Origin of the sequence: Pandoraea horticolens (assembly GCF_902459555.1) — a bacterium.
Classification (GTDB): Bacteria; Pseudomonadota; Gammaproteobacteria; order Burkholderiales; family Burkholderiaceae; genus Pandoraea; species Pandoraea horticolens.
This window is the reverse complement of sequence record NZ_CABPSM010000010.1, coordinates 26,434-46,634: the sequence shown is the minus strand read 5'-3', so window position 1 is coordinate 46,634 and position 20,201 is coordinate 26,434. Positions and strand designations below refer to the sequence as shown.

The window sequence follows — 20,201 nt, the reverse complement described above, 5'->3', positions numbered from 1 at the left end:
GTCATCCGGTCGCCCGATCACCCGATCGCCTCGACCTCAAGCCGGTAACCGACGCCCGTCTCGGTCAGGATGTGCTGAGGCTGAGCCGGATCGGCCTCCAGCTTCTGGCGCAGGTGTCCCATATAGATGCGCAGGTAGTGATTGCTCTCTACGTGCGAAGGCCCCCACACTTCCTTGAGCAATTGCCGATGCGTCAGCACGCGTCCCGCATGCCGCACCAGCGTGACCAGCAGCCGGTATTCGATAGGCGTGAGGTGGACAGGCTCGCCCGCACGCGTGACCTTGCGTCTCGCAAGATCGATATGGATATCGCCGAACGAGAACGCTTCATCGAGCGTCTCCGAGTTGCCGCCACGATGGTGCCGTCGCAGTTGCGCGCGAATTCGCGCCAGCAGTTCCGACACCCCGAATGGCTTCGTCAGGTAATCGTCGGCACCCACGTCGAGCGCCACCACCTTCTCGGCCTCCTCATTGCGGGCGGACAGCACGATGATCGGCATGTCAGTCCAGCTTCGCACTTCCCGGATGACCTCCACGCCGTCGATATCCGGCAGTCCCAGATCGACGATGAGCAGATCTGGCTTGCGGGTGGCTGCCTCGACCATGCCCTGCCGTCCGGCTTCCGCCTCATGCACGACCATGCCTTCGGCCTCCAGCGAAGTGCGCAGAAAGCGTCGGATCTGCCGTTCGTCTTCAATCACCACGATGGTGATGGTGGGTTCACTCATGTTCTTGTGTCGCGTTGGCGTCTGGAGAGCGAGGCCACGGCGAGCCTTCGTCCTTCGTGGGCGTCACGTCTTTCATGTCCGTCATATTCGGCTCGTCCTCGTTAACGCCTTCGGGTGCGTCCGGGGCCACCGGCGGCGTCTCCACCGGCAACGTAAAGACGAACCGGGCGCCGTGACCATCGGGCACATTGGTGGCATGAATTTTACCGCCATGCGCCTCGACAATGGCACGACAAATCGCCAGGCCGAGTCCGATACCGGGCTTGGCGGACTCCTTCTCACCTCGCATGAACTTCTCGAAGATGCGGCCTTCCATGCCCGCAGGCAGGCCGGGACCGTCATCGCTCACACTCACTTCAACGTCGTCGCCGTTCACGCGCGCGGCAATTTCGATATGAGAACCTGCGGGTGAGTACTTCGCCGCATTCTCCAGCAGGTTGGTGAACAGCCGTTCGAGCAGTACGGCGTCGAAGCGCAGTAGCGGCAGGTCTGCGGGCAGCCGGGTCGTCACCTCATGCCCGGCGAGCACCCGGCGGCTGGCGCGCAGCGATGTGCCGACCACTTCCTCGAGCATCTGCCACTGACGATTGAGTTGCACCCCGCCCGCTTGCAGCTTCGCCATGTCGAGCAGATTTGTCACCAGGCCGGTCATGCGCTGCGCTTCCTCGTGAATGGCATCGACAAGTTCGGTGCGCAGCGGGCCGGGTGTCTGTGCATTGCGGCTGAGCATGCTCGCGAACCCCACAATGGACGTGAGCGGTGTGCGCAGGTCGTGCGAGATCGCCGAGAGCAACGAATTGCGCAGCCGCTCCGACTCCATTGTCACCAGCGCATCCTGAGCGATTTCGACGTAATGCACGCGCTCGAGCGCCAGCGCGATTTGTGCGGCGAAAGTATCGAGCAAACGTTGCTGTTCCGGCGTGTCGATGGCGCCGCCCCCGTCCGGCTCCGGTGCAACCACCAGCACCCCGCGCGTGCGCATGGGGGCGCGAAGCGGCAAATAGTAGGCGTCGGATGCCGGTAACGTGTTCGTGCCCTGTCCGGCGGCCTGCTGACGGTCGTAGACCCACTGTGCGACATCGGTATCGATATGGGCAGGCATCGTCTCTGCCCGCGCGTTCTCCACCGGCTGACGCACGCTGCCCTGGCTGTCCGGCAACAACAGCGCCACACGCGCCTGAAACACTTCGCGCACGTGGCGCGAGCCGATCTCCACGATCTGCGGCGTCGTGAGCGCCGCCGCCAGTTCGCGGGCCATGGCATACACCGCGCCCGTGCGACGCTCACGCCACGTAGCCAGCCGCGCCTGAAAGCGCAAGCTCGTTGTCAGATGGCTGATGACCAGCGCCACGGTCAGCATGACGGCGAACGTCAGCAGATACTGAGTATCCGAGACCGACAACGACATCTTCGGCGGGACGAAGAAAAAGTCGAACGCCAACACAGACAGAAACGAAGCCAGTACGCCCGGCCCGCGACCCAGCCGCATCGCGGCGATGATCACGCCAAGCAGATACAGCATCGCGATATTGGCCAGATCGAGGAACGACGTGAGTTCCGCCGCAACGAGCGACACGGCGCCGCAGATACCGACGGCCCACGCATACGCGCGCCACGGGCCGCCAACCAACTCCAACTCAGGCGCCGTCTCGAACCAGTCGCGCCAGTCCCCGCGCACTACGCGCTTGTCTGCCGCCGAGTCGCCAGCGGCTGGCCCGATCAGTACGACATCGACGCCTCGCGCGAGCCGCAGCAGTTGCTCATGCAGCGGCGTGCGTGCGGTCCACCAACGCCGCGCGCCACTTGCACCGACCACCAGCTTCGAGACGTTGCGCATCTGCGCATAGGCCAGCAGCGTGGTGGCGGCTTCCGCACCGTCGAGCGTGAGGGTTTCCGCGCCGAGTTCTTGCGCGAGTTTGAGCGTTGCATACGTACTTTCGCGACGCACCGGCGATTGCCGCAGCATCGCGGGCGTTTCCATGTGTACGGCCAGCCAGTCGGCACGCAGGCTTGCCGCAAGCCGCGCAGCCGAACGCACCAGCGCCACACCTTCCGGCCCCGGCCCGACGGCGACGAGCAGCCGCTCGCGTGCCTGCCAGACCTGGCTGATCGACTGATCGGCGCGGTATTCGCGCATCTGCGCATCGACACGATCGGCGGTGCGGCGCAGCGCCAGTTCGCGCAAGGCAATCAGGTTGCCCTTGCGGAAAAAGTTGCGCACGGCGCGCTCCGCCTGCTCGGCCATGTACACCTTACCCTCGCGCATTCGCTCGAGCAGTTCGTCTGGCGGCAGGTCGACCAGCTTCACCTCGTCGGCAAGATCGAAGACGCGATCGGGCACCGTCTCCCACACGCGAATGCCGGTGATCTGGCCGACAACATCGTTGAGCCGTTCCAGATGCTGCACATTGAGTGTGGTGTACACGTCGATGCCGGCATCGAGCAACTCGTGCACATCCTGCCACCGCTTCATATGACGCTCGCCCGGCACATTCGCATGGGCCAGTTCATCCACCAGCGCCACGGCCGGCTTGCGTGCGAGCATGCCGTCGAGGTCGAACTCCCGCAGGACACGCCCACGGTACTCGACCGCCTTCTGCGGCAGGATTTCCAGCCCTTCCAGCAAGCGCGCCGTTTCTTCGCGGCCATGCGTCTCCAGCACACCGACGACGACGTCGGTGCCCTCGTCGCTCAGCTTGCGTGCAGCCTGCAACATCGCAAACGTCTTGCCGACTCCTGCGGACGCACCGAAGAAAATCTTCAGCCGGCCACGCCGGCCGCGCGCTTCGTCGCGTTGCAGCTTGTCGAGCAATTCGTCGGGATCGGGGCGTTCCATGCCAGCCATCGGATCAGTCCACTATGAAGGCGCGAGCCACGCCATACGGCGCGGCAAGAATCAAATCACCGGTCGCCCGGCGATGCAAAAAGCGGCACGCGCCGGGGCGTGCCGCCAATCTACCGCAGGCCGTCGGGCAAGACCAGCGATTCACCGGCCCCACCCCGTCAGCGGATGCCCTTTTCAGACGCTACCGGGTGCGAGTCCGTCCAGCGCGAGGTTGAGCTTCAGAACATTCACCCGTGCCTCTCCGAAAATGCCCCATTGGCGGCCTTCGGTGTAGCGCGCCACGAGCGAGCGCACGGCATCGGGCGCGAGGCCACGCGCCTTGGCCACGCGAGCAACCTGATAGTCCGCGGCGGCCGGGCTGATTTGCGGGTCGAGACCACTGGCGGACGCCGTCACCAGATCGGCGGGCACCGGCAACGTGGCGTTCGGGTCGGCGTCACGCAGGGCGGCGATGCGGGCCTTCACGGCGTCGGCGAGCGCGGGGTTGAGCGGGCCGAAATTAGAGCCGCCCGAGGCCGTGCCGCTATTGGGCATTGGCGCCGTGGCCGACAGGCGCCCCCAGAAATACTTCGGTTCGTCGAAGTTCTGACCGATCAACGACGAGCCAACGGCGCGGCCGTCCTTGTAGATCAGGCTACCGGTGGCTTCGCGCGAGAACGCCGCCCGGCCGATGCCGGTCACGACCAGCGGATACACCAGACCCGTGATGACCGAGAGCACGACGAACAGGCTCAACATCGGGCGCAAGAGGGTTTTCATGACGTCTATTCCTTAGAGTTTCAGCAATGTGGCCCGGACGCGCGGCCCTTGTGGGCAAACGCGCCCGGAAGCCCCGCAATCAGGCCCAGCCCATCGCGGCGATGATCATGTCAATGGCCTTGATACCCACGAACGGCACCAGAATCCCGCCCAGACCATAAATCACGAGGTTACGGCGCAGCAGCGTCGCGGCTCCGAGCGGGCGGTACTTCACCCCCTTGAGCGCCAGCGGAATCAGCACCACGATAATCAGCGCGTTGAAGATCACCGCCGACAGAATCGCCGACGACGGGCTCGCCAGACGCATCACATTGAGCGCGTCGAGTTGCGGGTACGTGGTGGCGAATGCCGCCGGAATGATTGCGAAGTACTTCGCCACGTCGTTCGCAATCGAGAACGTGGTGAGACTGCCGCGCGTCATCAGCATCTGCTTGCCGATCTCGACGATCTCGATCAACTTGGTCGGGTTCGAATCCAGGTCGACCATATTGCCGGCCTCTTTCGCGGCTTGCGTGCCCGAGTTCATCGCCACGGCCACGTCGGCCTGCGCGAGCGCCGGCGCGTCGTTCGTGCCGTCGCCGGTCATCGCCACGAGCTTGCCTTCGGCCTGATACTTGCGAATCGTCGCGAGCTTGGCTTCCGGCGTGGCTTCGGCGAGGAAATCGTCGACACCGGCTTCGGCTGCAATCGCGGCTGCCGTGAGGCGGTTATCACCCGTGACCATCAGCGTCGTGATGCCCATCTGGCGCAATTCGGCGAATCGCTCCTTGATACCGCCCTTGACCACGTCCTTCAACTCGATCACGCCCAACGCGCGAGTGCCTTGCGCGTCTTGCTCGGCCACCACTAGCGGCGTGCTGCCGCGGCGTGCGATCTCGTCCACCGAAGTGGCCAGCGCGACCGGCCACAGGCCGCCGGCCGATTCCACATAACGCTTGACCGCATCGGCTGCGCCCTTGCGAATTTGCTTGTCGACGAGATCCACACCGCTCATACGCGTTTGTGCGGTGAACGGGATAAAGACCGCGTGCAGGCCGCTCATTTCACGCTCGCGCAAATTGAAGCGTTGCTTGGCGAGCACGGCGATGCTGCGGCCTTCCGGCGTTTCGTCGGCCAGCGATGCGAGTTGCGCGGCATCGGCCAGCGCGCGTTCATCCACACCCGGTGCGGGCACGAACTGCGACGCCTGACGGTTGCCCAGCGTGATCGTGCCGGTCTTGTCGAGCAGCAGCACGTCGACATCGCCCGCCGCTTCCACGGCGCGGCCCGACGTGGCGATCACATTCGCCTGCATCATCCGGCTCATCCCTGCCACACCAATGGCAGAGAGCAGCCCGCCGATGGTCGTCGGAATCAGACACACCAGCAGCGCAACGAGCACCGTAATCGTGACCGGATGACCCGCCTGCGTGACGAACACACTGTAGATCGAATACGGCAGCAGCGTAGCGGTGGCGAGCAACAGCACCAGCGTGAGCGCGACGAGCAGGATAGTGAGGGCGATTTCGTTCGGCGTCTTCTGACGCTTCGCGCCTTCGACCATCGCGATCATGCGATCGAGGAACGCTTCGCCCGGATTGACCGTCACCTTCATGACGATCCAGTCCGAGAGCACCCGCGTGCCACCGGTCACGGCCGAGAAGTCACCGCCCGACTCGCGGATCACCGGGGCAGACTCCCCCGTGATGGCCGATTCATCGACCGATGCCACGCCTTCCACCACGTCGCCGTCGGCCGGAATCACATCGCCGGCTTCGACCAGCACGAAGTCACCGCGACGCAGACTGGCACTATCGATCACCAGACATTCCGCATCACGACGGGCGGCGCGCAGTTGCTTGGCCGGCACATTCTTCTTTGCCTGACGCAGCGATGCGGCCTGCGCTTTGCTGCGGCCTTCCGCCAGTGCTTCGGCGAAGTTCGCGAACAGCACCGTGAACCACAGCCAGAGCGTGATCGCGAGGATGAACGGCGCGCTCGCCTCGGCGTGACCTGCCACGGCCATGCCGAAGAGCACGGTCGTGAGCAGGCTGCCGACATACACCACGAACATCACCGGATTTTTGGCCTGGGTGATCGGGTGCAGCTTGCGGAACGAGTCGACGATGGCCGGCTTCACGATGGCGGGGTCGAACATCGACTTGGCGGCCGATGTATGCCCTTCGCCTACCGGCCGGGTGACAGTATTTCCTGAGGTTTGATTCATGAGTGCCTCGAATGCCTCACTTCATTATTCAATGCGCACCGATCATCGCCAGATGTTCGGCGACAGGACCGAGTGCAAGCGCCGGGACGTAGGTGAGTGCGCCCACCAGCAGCACCGTGCCAAGCAGCAACACGACGAACAGCGGGCCATGCGTGGGCAACGTGCCCGACGTAGCGGCAATGCGTTTCTTGCGTGCGAGTGCACCGGCGATTGCCAACACCGGCACGATCACCCAGAAGCGGCCGAACCACATCGCGATCGCCAGCGTGTTGTTGTAGAACGGCGTGTTGGCTGACAGACCGGCAAATGCGCTGCCGTTGTTGTTCGCTGCCGAGCTATAGGCGTAGAGGATTTCCGAGAAGCCGTGCGTGCCGGGGTTCGCAACACCCGCCTGTCCTGCCGCGACAAGCACTGCAAGCGCAGTACCGCACAGCACGAGCAACGGCGTCATAAGCACGGCGACAGCAACCATCTTCATCTCGAACGCTTCGATCTTCTTGCCGAGGTATTCCGGCGTGCGGCCGATCATCAACCCGGCCACGAACACTGCGAGCATCGCGAAGACGAGCATGCCGTACAGACCCGAGCCGACCCCACCGAACACCACTTCACCCAACTGCATCAGCAACATCGGCACCATGCCACCCAGCGGCGTGAGCGAGTCGTGCATGGCGTTGACCGCACCGCACGACGCGGCCGTCGTTACCGTCGCAAAAATACCCGTCGCGGCGATACCGAAGCGTGTCTCCTTGCCTTCCATGTTGCCGCCGGCCTGCGTGGCGCTCACTTGCTGGTCCACGCCAAGCGTTGTCAAAACCGGATTTCCGGCTTGCTCGGCAGACACCGTAGCGACCGCTGCAATCGAGAAAGCAATCGTCATGGCAGCGAGAATCGCGAGGCCCTGACGACGATCGCCGACCATGCGTCCAAACGTAGTGCACAGCGCCGCCGGGATCAGGAAGATCGCGAGGATCTGCAGGAAGTTCGACAGTGGCGTCGGGTTCTCGTACGGGTGAGCCGAGTTCGCGTTGAAGAAGCCGCCACCGTTCGTGCCGAGCATCTTGATCGCTTCCTGCGAGGCGACCGGCCCCATCGGCAGCGTTTGCGTCTGCGTCACGGCGGGCGTTGTCACCGGCTTGCCTGCGGCATCGACCTTCGGCTGACCGTCCGGGCCGAGCACCGGGTTGTCGTAGTGCGTGGCCTGCAGCGTGGTTACGTCTTTATAGGCGTCGAAATTCTGGATCACGCCCTGGCTCATGAAGGCGGCGGCGAAAACCACCGACAGCGGCACCAGAATGTAGAGCGTAATGCGAGTCATATCGACCCAGAAATTGCCGATCGTCTGCGCAGTGTGGCGAGCAAAGCCACGAATAAGTGCGATGACCACGGCGATACCCGTGGCGGCCGACATGAAATTCTGGACGGCCAGACCGAGCATCTGCGTCAGATAACTCATGGTCGATTCGCCGGAGTAGCCTTGCCAGTTCGTGTTCGCCACGAAGCTCACGGCCGTGTTCATCGACGAGTCGGGCGAGACAGCTCCGAACCCTTGTGGATTGAGCGGCAGCCAGACTTGCCAGCGTTGCAGCGCGTAGACCGCGAAGGCGCCGAGGGCGTTGAAGCCGATCAATGCGAACGCGTAGGCGCGCCAGTGCATTTCCTTCTCGGGATCGATACCGCACAGGCGGTACAGCCCGCGTTCCAGCGGCGCGAACCAGCGGTTCACGCGAGATTCGCCGGCGAGTACGTCGGCCATGAAACGACCGAGCGGGCGCGCCAGCACCAGCAGCACGACGAGGAAGACGCCGAGCTGGATCCAGGCGTTGAGTGTCATGCTAAGTCCTCCGGCTTGAACAGCGCGTAGACGAGATAAACGAGCAGCGCGAGCGTGAGTCCGCCGCTCAGCCAGTACATGGCTGTCATTGCTGCCCCCCTACCGACGCGCAGAACGCGACAAAGCCGACGGTCGTGGCAGCGAACACCGCGAGGACGCCGAGATATAACCAGTCCATGACAACTCCCTATCGTGTGGCGGCCGGCGTGCCACGGACGCGACGCGCCCTCGCATGCGCATGCCAGCCGTGCAGTGAAAGATACGGATCGACGCGTAAAGACGGGGACAAAAGGGGTAAAGGGCGTGTAAACAACGTGTAAACAAAAAAACCCGCCCATATCACTATAGGCGGGCTTGGGGCCGGTCGTAGGGGCGGACGCGGCGGACATCTCATGCCGCCCGCGCCTCGGACGCGCGTCACTCGGTCACTTGCGCCCCCTTGTGCCAGACCTCGACCACTTCCTTGCTCGGTTCGAGGTGCAGGTTGACGTTACGCGGGGGGATGGGTTGTTGGAACTACTTGCGCTGAATGCGGCGAATCTCGCCGGAGCTGAATACGTGGGCGAGCGTCGTGTCGACAAAACGTTTGAATTGCGGATCGTCGCGACGCAGCATCGGGGCGTTGAGTTCCGTTTCCAGGGGCGCTCCAACAATGGCAAAATCCCCCGGTTCACGCGCGGTTGCGCGCAGGCTGGCGAGCAGTACGTCGTCGAGCGCGGAGGCTTTGGCGCGACCGGTTTCGAGGGTCATTATCGATTCGCCGTGATCGCGGGCGGGGATTACACGAAACCCGCCCTTCTCGGCTTGAAGACGGGCCAGACGTTCACCGGTGGAGCCGGCCGACGCCACGAGGTTTTGTCCCTTGAGGTCATCCAGTCCCCGAATGTTGTCCTTCTTGTTCACAAGCAGGCGAACCTCCGAAACATAGTAAGGATTACTGAAGCCGACTTGTTCGGCGCGTTCCGGCGTGATCGTATTTGGCGCGCAGTCCAGGTCCACCGTACCGTTCTTCACGAGGGGAATGCGGTTCTGGGGGGTGACGGGGGTGTCGGCCTTGGTGTTTGCAGCGATTGCCGTGGAGATGGCAGCTTGGGCGGCGAGCCAAACGGTTAGGCCCAATGCGGCGTGTTTGGCGACGCCTTTCCAGTTGACTTCCTTGAAACCGTTCACAGCAAATTCCTATCAAATCATCAGCACGATAGGAATTTACAGATATGGTACATAGAGGGCAAAGAACGAAGGGAATCGGGAGAGACGGATCGGGGCCCCTTTCTGCAGCGAGTTGGGTTTATGTCTGAGAGGCGGAAAGGGGCTCCGATCCGTCGTTGGGGGGGCGACGACGCGTGGTGAGTAAATTAGGGCGGTGAGTCGAACGTGGACAGCGCCTAGCTCCCGGGGGGATAGGTGGTGGTCAAAGCGCCGTGTCCCGTGAGGTTAGCGTTGGGGCTGATATCGAGACCGTCGCCGGAGGGGATACCAAAGCGGGCACCGGCTTCCCAGACCGCGAGCACCTCGGCGGACGGTTGAACATTCAGGCTGTGTCCAAAGGGCGGTATGGCGGTATGAAACCACTCGCGTTGGAGCTTGGCCATATCGCCGTTGCGGAACATTGCAGCGAGCGCGGCGTCCACGTGCGCCTTGAATACGGGGTCATCCTTAGGCAGAACCAGCGCGTAATACTCGGGTTGGTCCGACAGTGGCGGCCCGACGATTTGAAACAGCTCTGGCGATTTGCTCGTAGCGCGCAGGCCTTCGAGAAGAACGTCATCGAGCGCGAGGGCTTGAGCACGATGTTCGCGCAGCATGCGGAACGCGTCGGCGTAGTCGCGCGCCAAGAGGAGTTGGAAGCCTGTGCGGGGGTGCTGGGCGCGTACGAGCCGCTCGGCCGTCGTTCCTTGCACAACGGCGAGCCGCAGCCCGCGCAGGTCGTCGATGGAGTCGATCCCGGTGCCTTGCCGGACCATAAGGCGAACGTTGGCCGCGTAGTACGGAAGGCTGAAAGCCACCTGCTTCTCACGCGTTGCCGTGGCCGTCGACGGTGCGCAATCGATGTCGATGGTATCGCCCTTGATCATCGGCCCGCGCATCTGCTCGATCACTCGCACCGGCGTAATACGCAGGTCCGGCATCGCCAGTTCGTGCTGCAGCGCGGATACGATGCGCTGGCATAGTGCCCATGCCAGCCCCATCGGCCGATCCTTTGCGTCGACATACGAAAAAGGGACGGCGGTTTGCCGGTAGCCGAGCACGATGCGTCCACGCTCGCGGATACGCGCCAGCGTTGGGGCTACGCCCGACGCCGCAGTTTGCGTGACGGCGCTATCCCGGGATGCGGGCGAATCTGCCACCGATAGCGGGAGCGCGACGGTGTTGATCCGGGGCAACCCCGGCACTGGCGGCCCTCCGGCGTGCGCCATGACCGGGACGACGACCGCAAACCCGGCGACCGACCTCAGAACAAGATGAAGGAATTTGCGACAGAAGCCCACGACACTGGCCGCAGGCGAAGACGACAGGCAAAGAGGCAGGGACATGGTCGGCGTGGGCACAGGGAGGAAAGTGCCCCTACCTTAGCAACGCTCGCACCGCGCCCGCCCCCCGCAAAACGCGTTTTAAGACTTTTCCCATGGAACAAATTTCAACGATCAGCGCGTCTGCGCAAGCAGCGTTTGCAGCAGCCGCTCGTCATCGTCCAGCGCCGGTGCGGTGTTGTCGAAGCGAATCAAGCCGGGGAACGCGGCTGCGGGCGGCAAAATCCGACGTATGCGGTATGCATCCCAATGCGCGAGCTTATAGGCGTCGTTCGGATTCCCCCGGCTCTCGATGCGCGCCTTCGCGTGAGCCTCGTCGAGATCCACCCAAACGACATGCACCCCCACATCGTCATCGATACCGAGCCACGCACGGTCGAACAGCAGCCCTTCGCGCAACTCGCGGGAAAACGGCCCCACCACTAGCACGTTCACGCCGAGGCGCAGATTCTCCCGCGCCGTTTCCAGCAGCCCGGCGTACTCCGGTTCGCGCAGCGTCTGCAAATACAGAGGACTGTCGCGGTCGTTCGGATTGCCCGTCAGCGCGCCCATCACCGCCGCGCTGTAAGCACCGTAAAGCGTATCTTTATCGAGCAGACAGAACGCTTCTCCGCTACGGGCGATCAGTGGACGGATCAGCCGTTTCGCAAGCGTTGTCTTGCCTGCCCCTGCGTGACCGCAGAAGAAAATGAGGCGCGTCATGATTGCGTCTTGCGCTCGAACATCACGAAATGCTTGCGTACCGGCTCCACCACTTCGAACACCCCTTCGAAACCAGCCGGGATCACACAGGCATCGCCTGGCCCGAATTCCGATACGTTGCCGTCGAGATCGCTGATGCGAATACGCCCCTCGATCACCGAAAAATACTCCTGGCGATGCGCGCCGAACGCGATGCGCCACGCGCCGGGCTCGCACGTCCATTCACCGCAATCGAACTCGCCCAGCGCGTCGGTGTAGAACGAGCGCGTCACGCGTTGCGGATTGCCGCTCACGCGGCGGGCTTCAGCAGGATGGTCGAAGACGGCTTCGCCCGCCTGATCGGGAGCGAAGGTAATCAGAGAAGGAGCGGTCATCAGCGTACAGTCCGTAGTGAAAAGGATGTGCCTCAGAGAATGTGCCTCAGTTGAGCGCCGCGCTCAGCTTGCGTCGCCACGCGGCGACCGTGGCCGGGTCGGTCTCGGACAAGGCGTTGAAAATGGCCAGCATCGATTTACGACCGGCGTCGTCGCCAAACGCGCGGTCGCGCTGCACGATCTCCAACAGCGTCTGCAATGCGGGCTCGTAGGCGCGATCCGCCAGATAACGATTCGCGAGGTCAAGCCGTGCCTGCAAGTTATCCGGCGCAGCCGCCACGCGCGCCAGCAACGCCTGCGCAGGCGGCAAATGGCTCGCTTGCTCCGCCGCGGCGATACGCGTGTTCAGGGCGGCGATGCGAGCGTCGCCGCTGGCCGCCGTGCGCGGGGAAAGCAACGTCAGTTCGGTGCGTGCGCTCTCGACTTCGCCCATGCCAAGCAGCACGTCGGCCAGATCGAGACGCACATCGTCATGCGCGGGATCTAGCGCGAGGGCAGCCTGCAACGCGTCGCGTGCGACCTCCGGCTTGCCCTCCTGCAAGGCCTGGCGCGCCACCCGGCGAGCCATCTCCGCCGGATTCGGGACAACGCGATCGATGAACGCGCGCAACTGCCCCTCCGGCAACGCGCCCACAAACTGGTCGACAGGCTCGCCGTTGACGAAGGCGACTACCGTCGGCAGGCTGCGCACACCGTACTCCGCGCAAAGCTGTGCATTCTCGTCGGCATTGATCTTCACCAGACGAATGCGGCCCTGCCCTTCAGTCTCCAGACGTTCCAGCAGCGGGCCAAGCACATTGCACGGGCCGCACCATGGTGCCCAGAAGTCCGCCAGCACAGGCACCTGATGCGAGACGGCCAGCACGTCGGCGTCGAAACTGGCGAGGTTGGTATCGATCATAGTGTCTTCTTGAGCAGGGTAAATTGCGTTAACAGCGGCCGTCACTCATCGCATAAAGCCGCCAGCTTGAAGCATGGTAATCGTAAAACCGGGCAAATCGTTACGGACGCGCTTTGACGCCCGAGGTTCCCGCCTCGGCCGCGCACCACCGTCCGCGTCCCGATAAAAAACGCCCGCGGCCGATCGCTTCGGCGGCAGGCGTGCGCGGGCGTGAAAGGTGCTGAATCAGGTACTGAATTAGGTACTTAATGGCCAGCCGGCTTGCGCTCAGGCAGCGGAATCCACTCCGTCTCACCGGGCACGGTACCCATCTGCTGGGCCGTCCAGGCCGCCTTGGCCTGCTCGATACGCTCGCGGCTCGACGACACGAAGTTCCAGAAGATGAAGCGGTCGCCGTCGAGCGGGGCGCCACCGAGCAGCATCAGCCGCGCTGGCTTGTCGCCCGCCACGATGCGCACATCGGTGTGCGGCGCGAGTACGCCCATACGCTGTTCCGGCAACACCTCGTCGTTCACCGTCACCTCGCCCTGCACCGTGTAGACCGCGCGCTCCGCATACTCGGGCGGTAGCACGAATGCTGCGTAAGGCTCCATGTCGACGGCCAGATAGAAAATCGGTGAGAACACCTTCACCGGCGCCTTCTTGCCGAAGGCTTCCCCAAGAATCAGACGCATATGCACGCCCGGCAGGAAGATATCCGGCAGCGAGGCCGCTTCGTGATGCGCAAACGAGGGCTCCGTCTCTTCGTCGGCCTGCGGCAGCGCGACCCACGTCTGAATGCCGTGCACGTCGCCGCCACGCTCCCGAACGTCTTGCGGCGTGCGCTCCGAGTGCACGATGCCGCGTCCCGCCGTCATCCAGTTCACCGCGCCCGGCGTGACGCGCTGGTCGCTGCCAAGGCTATCGCGATGCCATATCTCCCCGTCGAACAGGTAGGTGACGGTCGCCAGCCCGATATGCGGATGCGGACGCACGTCCATGCCCTGCCCCGGCGCCAGCGTGGCCGGGCCCATGTGATCGAAAAAGATAAACGGCCCGACCGTCTTGAACGGCAGACTGGGCAGACTCCGCTGCACGGTGAAGGCGCCGATATCGCTCAAATGCGGCTTGAGCACGGCGAGAAAGGGACTCGTGGAATCTGTCATGGCGCTGCTCTCCTGCAGTCATGTGGGGCGTTGTGCCCGATTGTAGAGGACATTGGCGGCCCATTCCATGACACCTGAGCATGATTGCCAGGCGGCGAATCAGGCCTGTGGGCTTGCGCGCATGCTCGACGCGCATCGAACCTATAATGCATGAATCCTGAAACCCATTTCCGTACGCGCGCGTCGTGTGCATGGACTTATGAATAAAGCCTTCGTCAAGGAAGACAACGGCGACGACGATGACGATCTCGACGCCGGTGCCCCGGAAATTCCGGCAGGCACCAAGAACTACATCACGCCGACCGGTTATCGCCGCCTGAAGGACGAATTGCTCGATCTCATCGACAATCAACGCCCCGAAGTCGTGAAAGTCGTGTCGTGGGCGGCGTCCAATGGCGATCGCTCGGAGAACGGGGATTACATCTATGGCAAGCGGCGTCTGCGCGAGATCGACCGTCGCATTCGCTTCCTCACGCGACGTCTCGATAACGCCGAGGTTGTCGACACGCGCCGTCAGGAAAACGTCGATCAGGTGTTTTTCGGGGCGGAAGTGACCTATGCCGACACCAAGGGAGACGAGCACACGATCATGATCGTCGGCATCGACGAGGTCGACCTCGACCGGGGGCACGTCAGTTGGATCTCACCGATCGCCCGCGCGATCACCAAAGCGAAGATCGGCGACACGGTACCCCTGCGCACCCCGGCAGGGCTCGAACAGATCGAGATTCTGGACGTACGCTACCCGCTATCGACGTGATGACGGCGCTCACAAGGACTTTCAGGGTTTGAAAATAGCGGTACGGACTGTGCCGGCGCGCCTCGATTGACGGTGTGCGCCGGCCGCCTCGTCAAAAGTTGCCGCGTTCGCGCGCCATACGCAAGGCGCGCAGTTCTTCGTGATGGCGTTCGCTCGGGCGCTCGCGCGCCACCCGCATCACATCCGGATTCACGCGGATACGACGCATCACGTTGGCCAGATGCACGCGGTCGCTCACCTGGATGAGGAAGCGCAGCGTTGCCGATTCGTCCGGCACCACTTCATCCATGCCGATGTGCGCGATGTTTGCATCCGACGCGGTAATGTCGGCCGCCACCCGCGAGAACACGCCGCGGTTGTGATGCACGAGCACTTTGATGCCCACATCGAACAAACGCCCCGGCTGCGGTGCCCACGCCACGTCAATCCAGCGAGTCGGGTCCTTGCGATGAATACGGCGTGCGATCGGACAATCGGTCGTATGAATCGCCATCCCCAGACCAATGCCGATATAGCCCATGATGGCGTCGCCTGGAATCGGTCGACAGCAGGCCGAGAACTGCACCGACATGCCTTCCGTGCCCGTGATGAGCACCGGCGGCCCGACGTTCTCATCGCCGGTACGCGGCGAATCGGGATCGTCCGGGCTATCGGTATCGTTCTCGCCTTCCTTGCCCGACGAGAGCACGGCAAGACGCTTGGCCAGAACCGCTGCCACACGACGCCCCAAGCCGATATCAGCGAAGATGTCCTGCCGGTCTTTGTTGCCAGTCCACTGCGCGAGCTTGTCCCAGATCTCCGGCGAAATCTCGCTCATCGTCAGGCCATAGCCCTTGAGCGCCTGCTCCACCAGACGTTCGCCAAGTTGCACCGACTCGGCGAACCGCATCGTCTTGAGGTAATGACGAATGGCCGAGCGCGCCTTGCCCGTGCGCACGAACCCGAGCCAGACCGGGTTCGGCTTCGAATACGGTGCGGTGATGACTTCCACGATGTCGCCGTTCTTCAGCTCGGTGCGAAGCGGCAACAACTCGTTGTTGATCTTGACGGCGACACACTGGTTTCCCAGATCGCTGTGGACCGAATAGGCGAAGTCCAGGGCCGTCGCGCCGCGCGGCAGCGCCATGATGCGCGCCTTGGGCGTGAAGACATAGACGGCGTCCGGGAACAGGTCGATCTTGACGTGTTCGAGGAATTCGGTCGAATCGCCGGTCTCGCTCTGAATGTCGAGCAGCGATTGTAACCATTGATGCGCATGCTTCTGCACATCGTTCATGTCCGCGCCACCGTTCTTGTACAGCCAGTGTGCGGCCACGCCCGCTTCCGCAATCTCGTGCATGCGGCGCGTGCGAATCTGGAATTCGATGGGGGTACCGAAGGGCCCGACGAGCGTCGTATGCAACGACTGATAGCCGTTGACCTTCGGAATGGCGATGTAGTCCTTGAACTTGCCCGGCACCGGCTTGTAGAGCGCGTGCAATACGCCAAGCGCCAGGTAGCACTGCGCATTCGACTCGACGACGACACGGAAGCCGTAAACGTCGAGCACCTGCGAGAACGACAGTTGCTTCTCCTGCATCTTGTTGTAGATGCTGAAGAGCGTCTTTTCACGGCCGAAGACGTCGGCGCTCACGCCACCGTCCGTCAGCGCCTTCTCGACGGCGTCGAGGATCTTGCCGACCACTTCGCGCCGGTTGCCGCGCGCGGCCTTCACGGCCTTGTCGAGCACGGCGTAGCGACGCGGATGGTAATTCGCGAAGCTCAGATCCTGCAGCTCGCGATAGGTATTGTTCAGGCCCAGACGGTGCGCGATGGGCGCGTAGATGTCGAGCGTCTCGCGCGCCACACGGCGCTGCTTTTCCGTCGACGTGACGCCCAGCGTACGCATGTTGTGCAGGCGGTCCGCGAGCTTGACGAGAATGACGCGAACGTCGCGCGCCATGGCCAGCAGCATCTTGCGGAAGCTCTCGGCCTGCGCTTCTTCCCGGCTGCGAAACTCCATCTTGTCGAGTTTCGACAGGCCGTCGACCAGTTCCGCGACCTTCGGGCCGAATCGCTCGGCGAGTTCGGCCTTGGTCACGCCCTGGTCTTCCATCACGTCGTGCAACAGCGCCGCCATGATCGATTGTGCATCGAGCTTCCACTCGGCACAGATCTCGGCAACGGCGACGGGATGGGTGATATAGGGTTGTCCGCTCTGGCGATACTGGCCCAGGTGGGCTTCGTCACTGAACTGGAATGCCTCTTTGATTTGCGCGAGGTCGTTTTCCTTGAGGTACTCCCCAAGCATGCCCTTCAGACGGGCAATCGAAACGACTTCGTGCTTACGCGGCTGCTCAGGCGTTGCCGTCGGACCGAACAGGTGCCGGTACGACTGCTCTAGCAGCGCGTCGATGTACTGCCGCGTGGCGCTTTCGCCCTTCTTTTTCTTGCGTTCGGGCTTGGGCTCCCCCGCTTTGGGTTCATCCGCAGCGATGGACGCGGCCGGTGATTTCGCATGACTCATACGTGTACCTGCATCGTCGAGCGGCCCGGAACGTCACATCGCATCAGTGCTGTCTCCAGATCAGAGCGGCACTTTCTTGAGCATCTCGATGCCCACCTGACCCGCCGCGATTTCGCGCAGCGCGACAACGGTCGGCTTGTCCTTGTTGTTCTCGAGCTTCGGGGTGTGACCTTGCGCGAGTTGACGAGCGCGGTAGGTCGCAGCGAGTGCCAGCTCGAAGCGATTCGGGATTCTTTTCAGGCAATCTTCAACGGTAATACGGGCCATAAGGGGGTTCCTTCTTGATATAAGGCGTATTCTATCGCAGGCGGCGAAGACTCGCGCAAAACGCGAGCGCCGCCGGCGAATGCTCGGGTATTACTGGTGCTCGTTCGGCGCGTGGATGTCCAGATCGGTGAACAACGTCTTGTGCCGGGCGTACTGCGAAGCGAAGCGCAGACGCACCGCGGTAAAGACCGATTGCAGTTGATCGAGCGCGCGCTGGAATTCGTCATTGATGATGATGAAGTCCGCTTCAGGCGCGTGGGCGATTTCGCCGCCGGCCGCCAGCAGACGTCGTGCAATCACCTTCGGCTCGTCGGTGCCGCGCTTCTTCAGCCGCTCTTCGAGGGCCTCGATGGACGGCGGCAGGATGAAGATCCCGACCGCATTCGAAAAGCGCTTGCGCACCTGTTGTGCGCCCTGCCAGTCGATCTCCAGCAAGACGTCGCGACCGTCGCGCATCTGATCTTCGATCCAGACGCGCGACGTACCGTAATAGTTGCCGTGCACTTCGGCGCTTTCCAGAAACTCGCCGCGCTTGCGGCGCTCCAGAAACTGCTCGACCGAAATGAAGTTGTAATGCACGCCCTCTTCCTCGTTCGGACGCGGTGCGCGCGTCGTGCACGAGATCGACAGACGCACCTCGCTGTCTTGTGCAAGCAGTGCGTTGACGAGCGTGGACTTGCCCGCGCCCGAGGGGGCGACCACCATGAACAGGTTGCCGGGATACTCGGCGTGCAAGGCGGAGGGCGGGACTTGCGATTGCGGGGTCATGCGAGTTACTCCAGATTCTGCACTTGCTCTCGCATCTGCTCGATATAGAGCTTCAGCTCCATCGACGCGTCGGCGAGTTCCTTCGAGGCGGCCTTCGAGCCGAGCGTATTCGCTTCGCGATTGAGCTCCTGCATCATGAAGTCCAGCCGTTTGCCGACCAATCCTCCCTTATCGAGGATGTGGCGGGTTTCCTTCAGGTGAGCGTCCAGACGCGTGAGTTCTTCTGCGACGTCGATACGCACGCCGTATATCGTCACTTCCTGACGAATGCGTTCGACGATTTCGTCCTTACCAGGCGCGGCCGAGCCTTCCGGCAACACGATACCCAGCGCTTCCTGCAAGCGATCGACGATCTTCTGTTGATGGCGCGCGATCAGTTCCGGCACCTGCGGCTGCAGGACCGCGAGAATTCTCTCCATGTTCTCGACGCGCTCGACAAGGCTGGCCTTGAGCTGTGCGCCTTCGCGCTTGCGGACATCGACGAGATCGCCAATGGCGGTGCGGCCTGCGTCGATGACGGCATCGCGCAGCGCTTCGGCGGTCACCGACTCTTCGCCGAGCACGCCCGGCCAGCGCAGGATTTCGCCGGTGCGCATGCGTTCCGCGTCCGGGAAAATCGCGAGGACCTGTTGTTCGAGATCGGAGAGTTGCTTGACGGCGTCGAGATTGAGCGCACCGTTCGTGCCACTCTCCGGACGCTGCACATTGATGCGGATATCGACCTTACCGCGCGAGAGCTTGGCGGTGAGCGCTTCGCGCAGCACCGGCTCGCAGGCACGCGCTTCTTCGGGCATGCGGAATGCCAGATCGAGGAAGCGCGAATTGACCGTGCGCAATTCGACCGACACGCTCGCGCCTGCGGCTCCATCGGCATGCGCAATGTCGCGCGTGACGCTGGCGTAGCCGGTCATACTGTAGATGTTGTTGTCTTTCATCGGGGTGTCCGGTACCACCGCCTCGTGACAGTTCTTCAGCGAGGTGAAGCAGCAATCGGATTCGCATGCATGGATGAAACGCGATTATCGCATTTTCCGGCCCGACGCTCCGGAATCGGCACGCCGCGCCGGACGGTGGCGCCAAGCCTGACGCGTTTAGCGATACCATTCGGGTATTGCTGCATAAACTCACCTCGCAGGACATTCACTCATGACGCAAATCACCCGCCCGGATGGCCGTGTGCTAGATGCACTGCGCCCCGTGCGCATTACCCGCCAATACACCCGTTACGCCGAAGGTTCGGTGCTGATCGAGTGCGGCGAAACCAAGGTCATCTGCACCGCCAGCGTTGAAGAGAAAGTGCCGGGCTTCCTGCGCGATTCCGGCCAGGGCTGGCTCACCGCCGAGTACGGCATGCTGCCGCGCGCGACGCACACCCGCAGCGATCGGGAGGCGGCGCGTGGCAAGCAGAGCGGACGCACTCAGGAAATCCAGCGCCTGATCGGCCGGTCACTGCGCGCCGTGTTCGATCTCGAGAAGTTCGGTCCGCGCACGATCCAGATCGACTGCGACGTCATTCAGGCGGACGGCGGCACACGTTGCGCCTCGATCACCGGCGCGTTCGTTGCAGCGCACGACGCCGTTTCGAAGCTCATCGCCGAGGGCAAACTCTCGTCGTCGCCCATTCGCGCGCACGTCGCGGCAGTCTCGGTCGGGCTGTATCAGGGCCACCCAGTGCTCGATCTGAATTACGCCGAAGATTCCGCGTGCGATACCGACATGAACGTCATCATGACGAGCGAAGGCGGTTTCGTCGAAATTCAGGGAACGGCCGAAGGCACGCCGTTCACGCGTGCGCAAAGCAACGTGCTGCTCGATCTGGCCGACACCGGCATTCGTCAATTGATCGACGCCCAGAAGCGCGCATTGGGAGTCTGA

The 20,201-nt window shown here is 63.0% G+C and carries 18 protein-coding genes; 2 read left to right on the top strand and 16 right to left on the bottom strand.

Translation table 11 applies throughout. From position 1 onward, the window contains the following. Window positions 1–17 precede the first annotated feature (17 nt). The 12 genes from kdpE to PHO31112_RS16525 all read right to left on the bottom strand — a co-directional run bounded on the left by kdpE (window position 18) and on the right by PHO31112_RS16525 (window position 14,025). A complete protein-coding gene (gene kdpE, locus PHO31112_RS16580) occupies window positions 18–728 on the bottom strand; it encodes a two-component system response regulator KdpE (protein ID WP_010806579.1) in 711 nt (236 codons plus the stop codon). Continuing rightward, window positions 721–3,564: a sensor histidine kinase gene (locus PHO31112_RS16575; protein WP_150621639.1), complete on the bottom strand. Its 2,844-nt coding sequence runs from the start codon at window positions 3,562–3,564 to the stop codon at window positions 721–723. The genes kdpE and PHO31112_RS16575 overlap by 8 nt, the downstream gene beginning before the upstream one ends. Before the next feature lie 183 nt (window positions 3,565–3,747). After that, window positions 3,748–4,332 carry a potassium-transporting ATPase subunit KdpC gene (gene kdpC / locus PHO31112_RS16570; protein ID WP_150621491.1) on the bottom strand — a complete coding sequence of 195 codons (585 nt, stop codon included), beginning with the start codon at window positions 4,330–4,332 and terminating at the stop codon, window positions 3,748–3,750. Between the two features lie 79 nt (window positions 4,333–4,411). Continuing rightward, complete coding sequence (gene kdpB / locus PHO31112_RS16565; protein WP_150621490.1) at window positions 4,412–6,538, bottom strand: potassium-transporting ATPase subunit KdpB; 2,127 nt, start codon at window positions 6,536–6,538, stop codon at window positions 4,412–4,414. Between the two features lie 28 nt (window positions 6,539–6,566). Next, window positions 6,567–8,372, bottom strand: coding sequence for a potassium-transporting ATPase subunit KdpA (gene kdpA / locus PHO31112_RS16560; protein WP_150621489.1), 1,806 nt, complete (start codon window positions 8,370–8,372; stop codon window positions 6,567–6,569). Then, entirely contained in the window at window positions 8,369–8,461 is a 93-nt protein-coding gene (gene kdpF / locus PHO31112_RS16555) for a K(+)-transporting ATPase subunit F (protein WP_064675054.1), read from the bottom strand. The genes kdpA and kdpF overlap by 4 nt, the downstream gene beginning before the upstream one ends. Before the next feature lie 427 nt (window positions 8,462–8,888). Continuing rightward, window positions 8,889–9,542, bottom strand: coding sequence for a transporter substrate-binding domain-containing protein (locus PHO31112_RS16550; RefSeq protein WP_150621488.1), 654 nt, complete (start codon window positions 9,540–9,542; stop codon window positions 8,889–8,891). A gap of 215 nt (window positions 9,543–9,757) precedes the next feature. Then, window positions 9,758–10,906, bottom strand: a complete 1,149-nt coding sequence (locus PHO31112_RS16545; protein ID WP_150621487.1) for an amino acid ABC transporter substrate-binding protein — start codon at window positions 10,904–10,906, stop codon at window positions 9,758–9,760. A 111-nt stretch (window positions 10,907–11,017) separates the two neighbouring features. Beyond that, window positions 11,018–11,605, bottom strand: coding sequence for a P-loop nucleotide/nucleoside kinase family protein (locus PHO31112_RS16540; RefSeq protein ID WP_150621486.1), 588 nt, complete (start codon window positions 11,603–11,605; stop codon window positions 11,018–11,020). Next, window positions 11,602–11,979 carry a cupin domain-containing protein gene (locus PHO31112_RS16535; RefSeq protein WP_150621485.1) on the bottom strand — a complete coding sequence of 126 codons (378 nt, stop codon included), beginning with the start codon at window positions 11,977–11,979 and terminating at the stop codon, window positions 11,602–11,604. The genes PHO31112_RS16540 and PHO31112_RS16535 overlap by 4 nt, the downstream gene beginning before the upstream one ends. A 46-nt stretch (window positions 11,980–12,025) precedes the next feature. Further along, window positions 12,026–12,877, bottom strand: a complete 852-nt coding sequence (gene trxA, locus PHO31112_RS16530) for a thioredoxin (RefSeq protein ID WP_150621638.1) — start codon at window positions 12,875–12,877, stop codon at window positions 12,026–12,028. A 248-nt stretch (window positions 12,878–13,125) separates the two neighbouring features. Further along, entirely contained in the window at window positions 13,126–14,025 is a 900-nt protein-coding gene (locus PHO31112_RS16525; protein ID WP_150621484.1) for a pirin family protein, read from the bottom strand. 199 nt (window positions 14,026–14,224) lie between these two features. Here PHO31112_RS16525 and greB point away from each other — a divergent pair, with 199 nt between their 5' ends. Then, window positions 14,225–14,785 carry a transcription elongation factor GreB gene (gene greB, locus PHO31112_RS16520; protein WP_150621483.1) on the top strand — a complete coding sequence of 187 codons (561 nt, stop codon included), beginning with the start codon at window positions 14,225–14,227 and terminating at the stop codon, window positions 14,783–14,785. Window positions 14,786–14,876: 91 nt separating this feature from the next. Here greB and PHO31112_RS16515 read toward each other — a convergent pair whose 3' ends face one another. The 4 genes from PHO31112_RS16515 to PHO31112_RS16500 form a co-directional block, all read right to left on the bottom strand. Beyond that, on the bottom strand, window positions 14,877–17,291 hold the full coding sequence (locus tag PHO31112_RS16515; protein ID WP_150621482.1) for a RelA/SpoT family protein: 2,415 nt from the start codon (window positions 17,289–17,291) through the stop codon (window positions 14,877–14,879). 60 nt (window positions 17,292–17,351) lie between these two features. Further along, complete coding sequence (gene rpoZ / locus PHO31112_RS16510) at window positions 17,352–17,558, bottom strand: DNA-directed RNA polymerase subunit omega (RefSeq protein ID WP_010804294.1); 207 nt, start codon at window positions 17,556–17,558, stop codon at window positions 17,352–17,354. Between the two features lie 90 nt (window positions 17,559–17,648). Next, window positions 17,649–18,326 (bottom strand): guanylate kinase, encoded by a 678-nt coding sequence (gmk, locus tag PHO31112_RS16505; RefSeq protein ID WP_150621481.1) that lies wholly within the window; start codon window positions 18,324–18,326, stop codon window positions 17,649–17,651. A 5-nt stretch (window positions 18,327–18,331) separates the two neighbouring features. After that, window positions 18,332–19,261 (bottom strand): YicC/YloC family endoribonuclease, encoded by a 930-nt coding sequence (locus PHO31112_RS16500; RefSeq protein WP_174995755.1) that lies wholly within the window; start codon window positions 19,259–19,261, stop codon window positions 18,332–18,334. A gap of 211 nt (window positions 19,262–19,472) precedes the next feature. Between PHO31112_RS16500 and rph the strand changes: the two genes are divergently transcribed. Further along, window positions 19,473–20,201, top strand: a complete 729-nt coding sequence (rph, locus tag PHO31112_RS16495; RefSeq protein WP_150621480.1) for a ribonuclease PH — start codon at window positions 19,473–19,475, stop codon at window positions 20,199–20,201.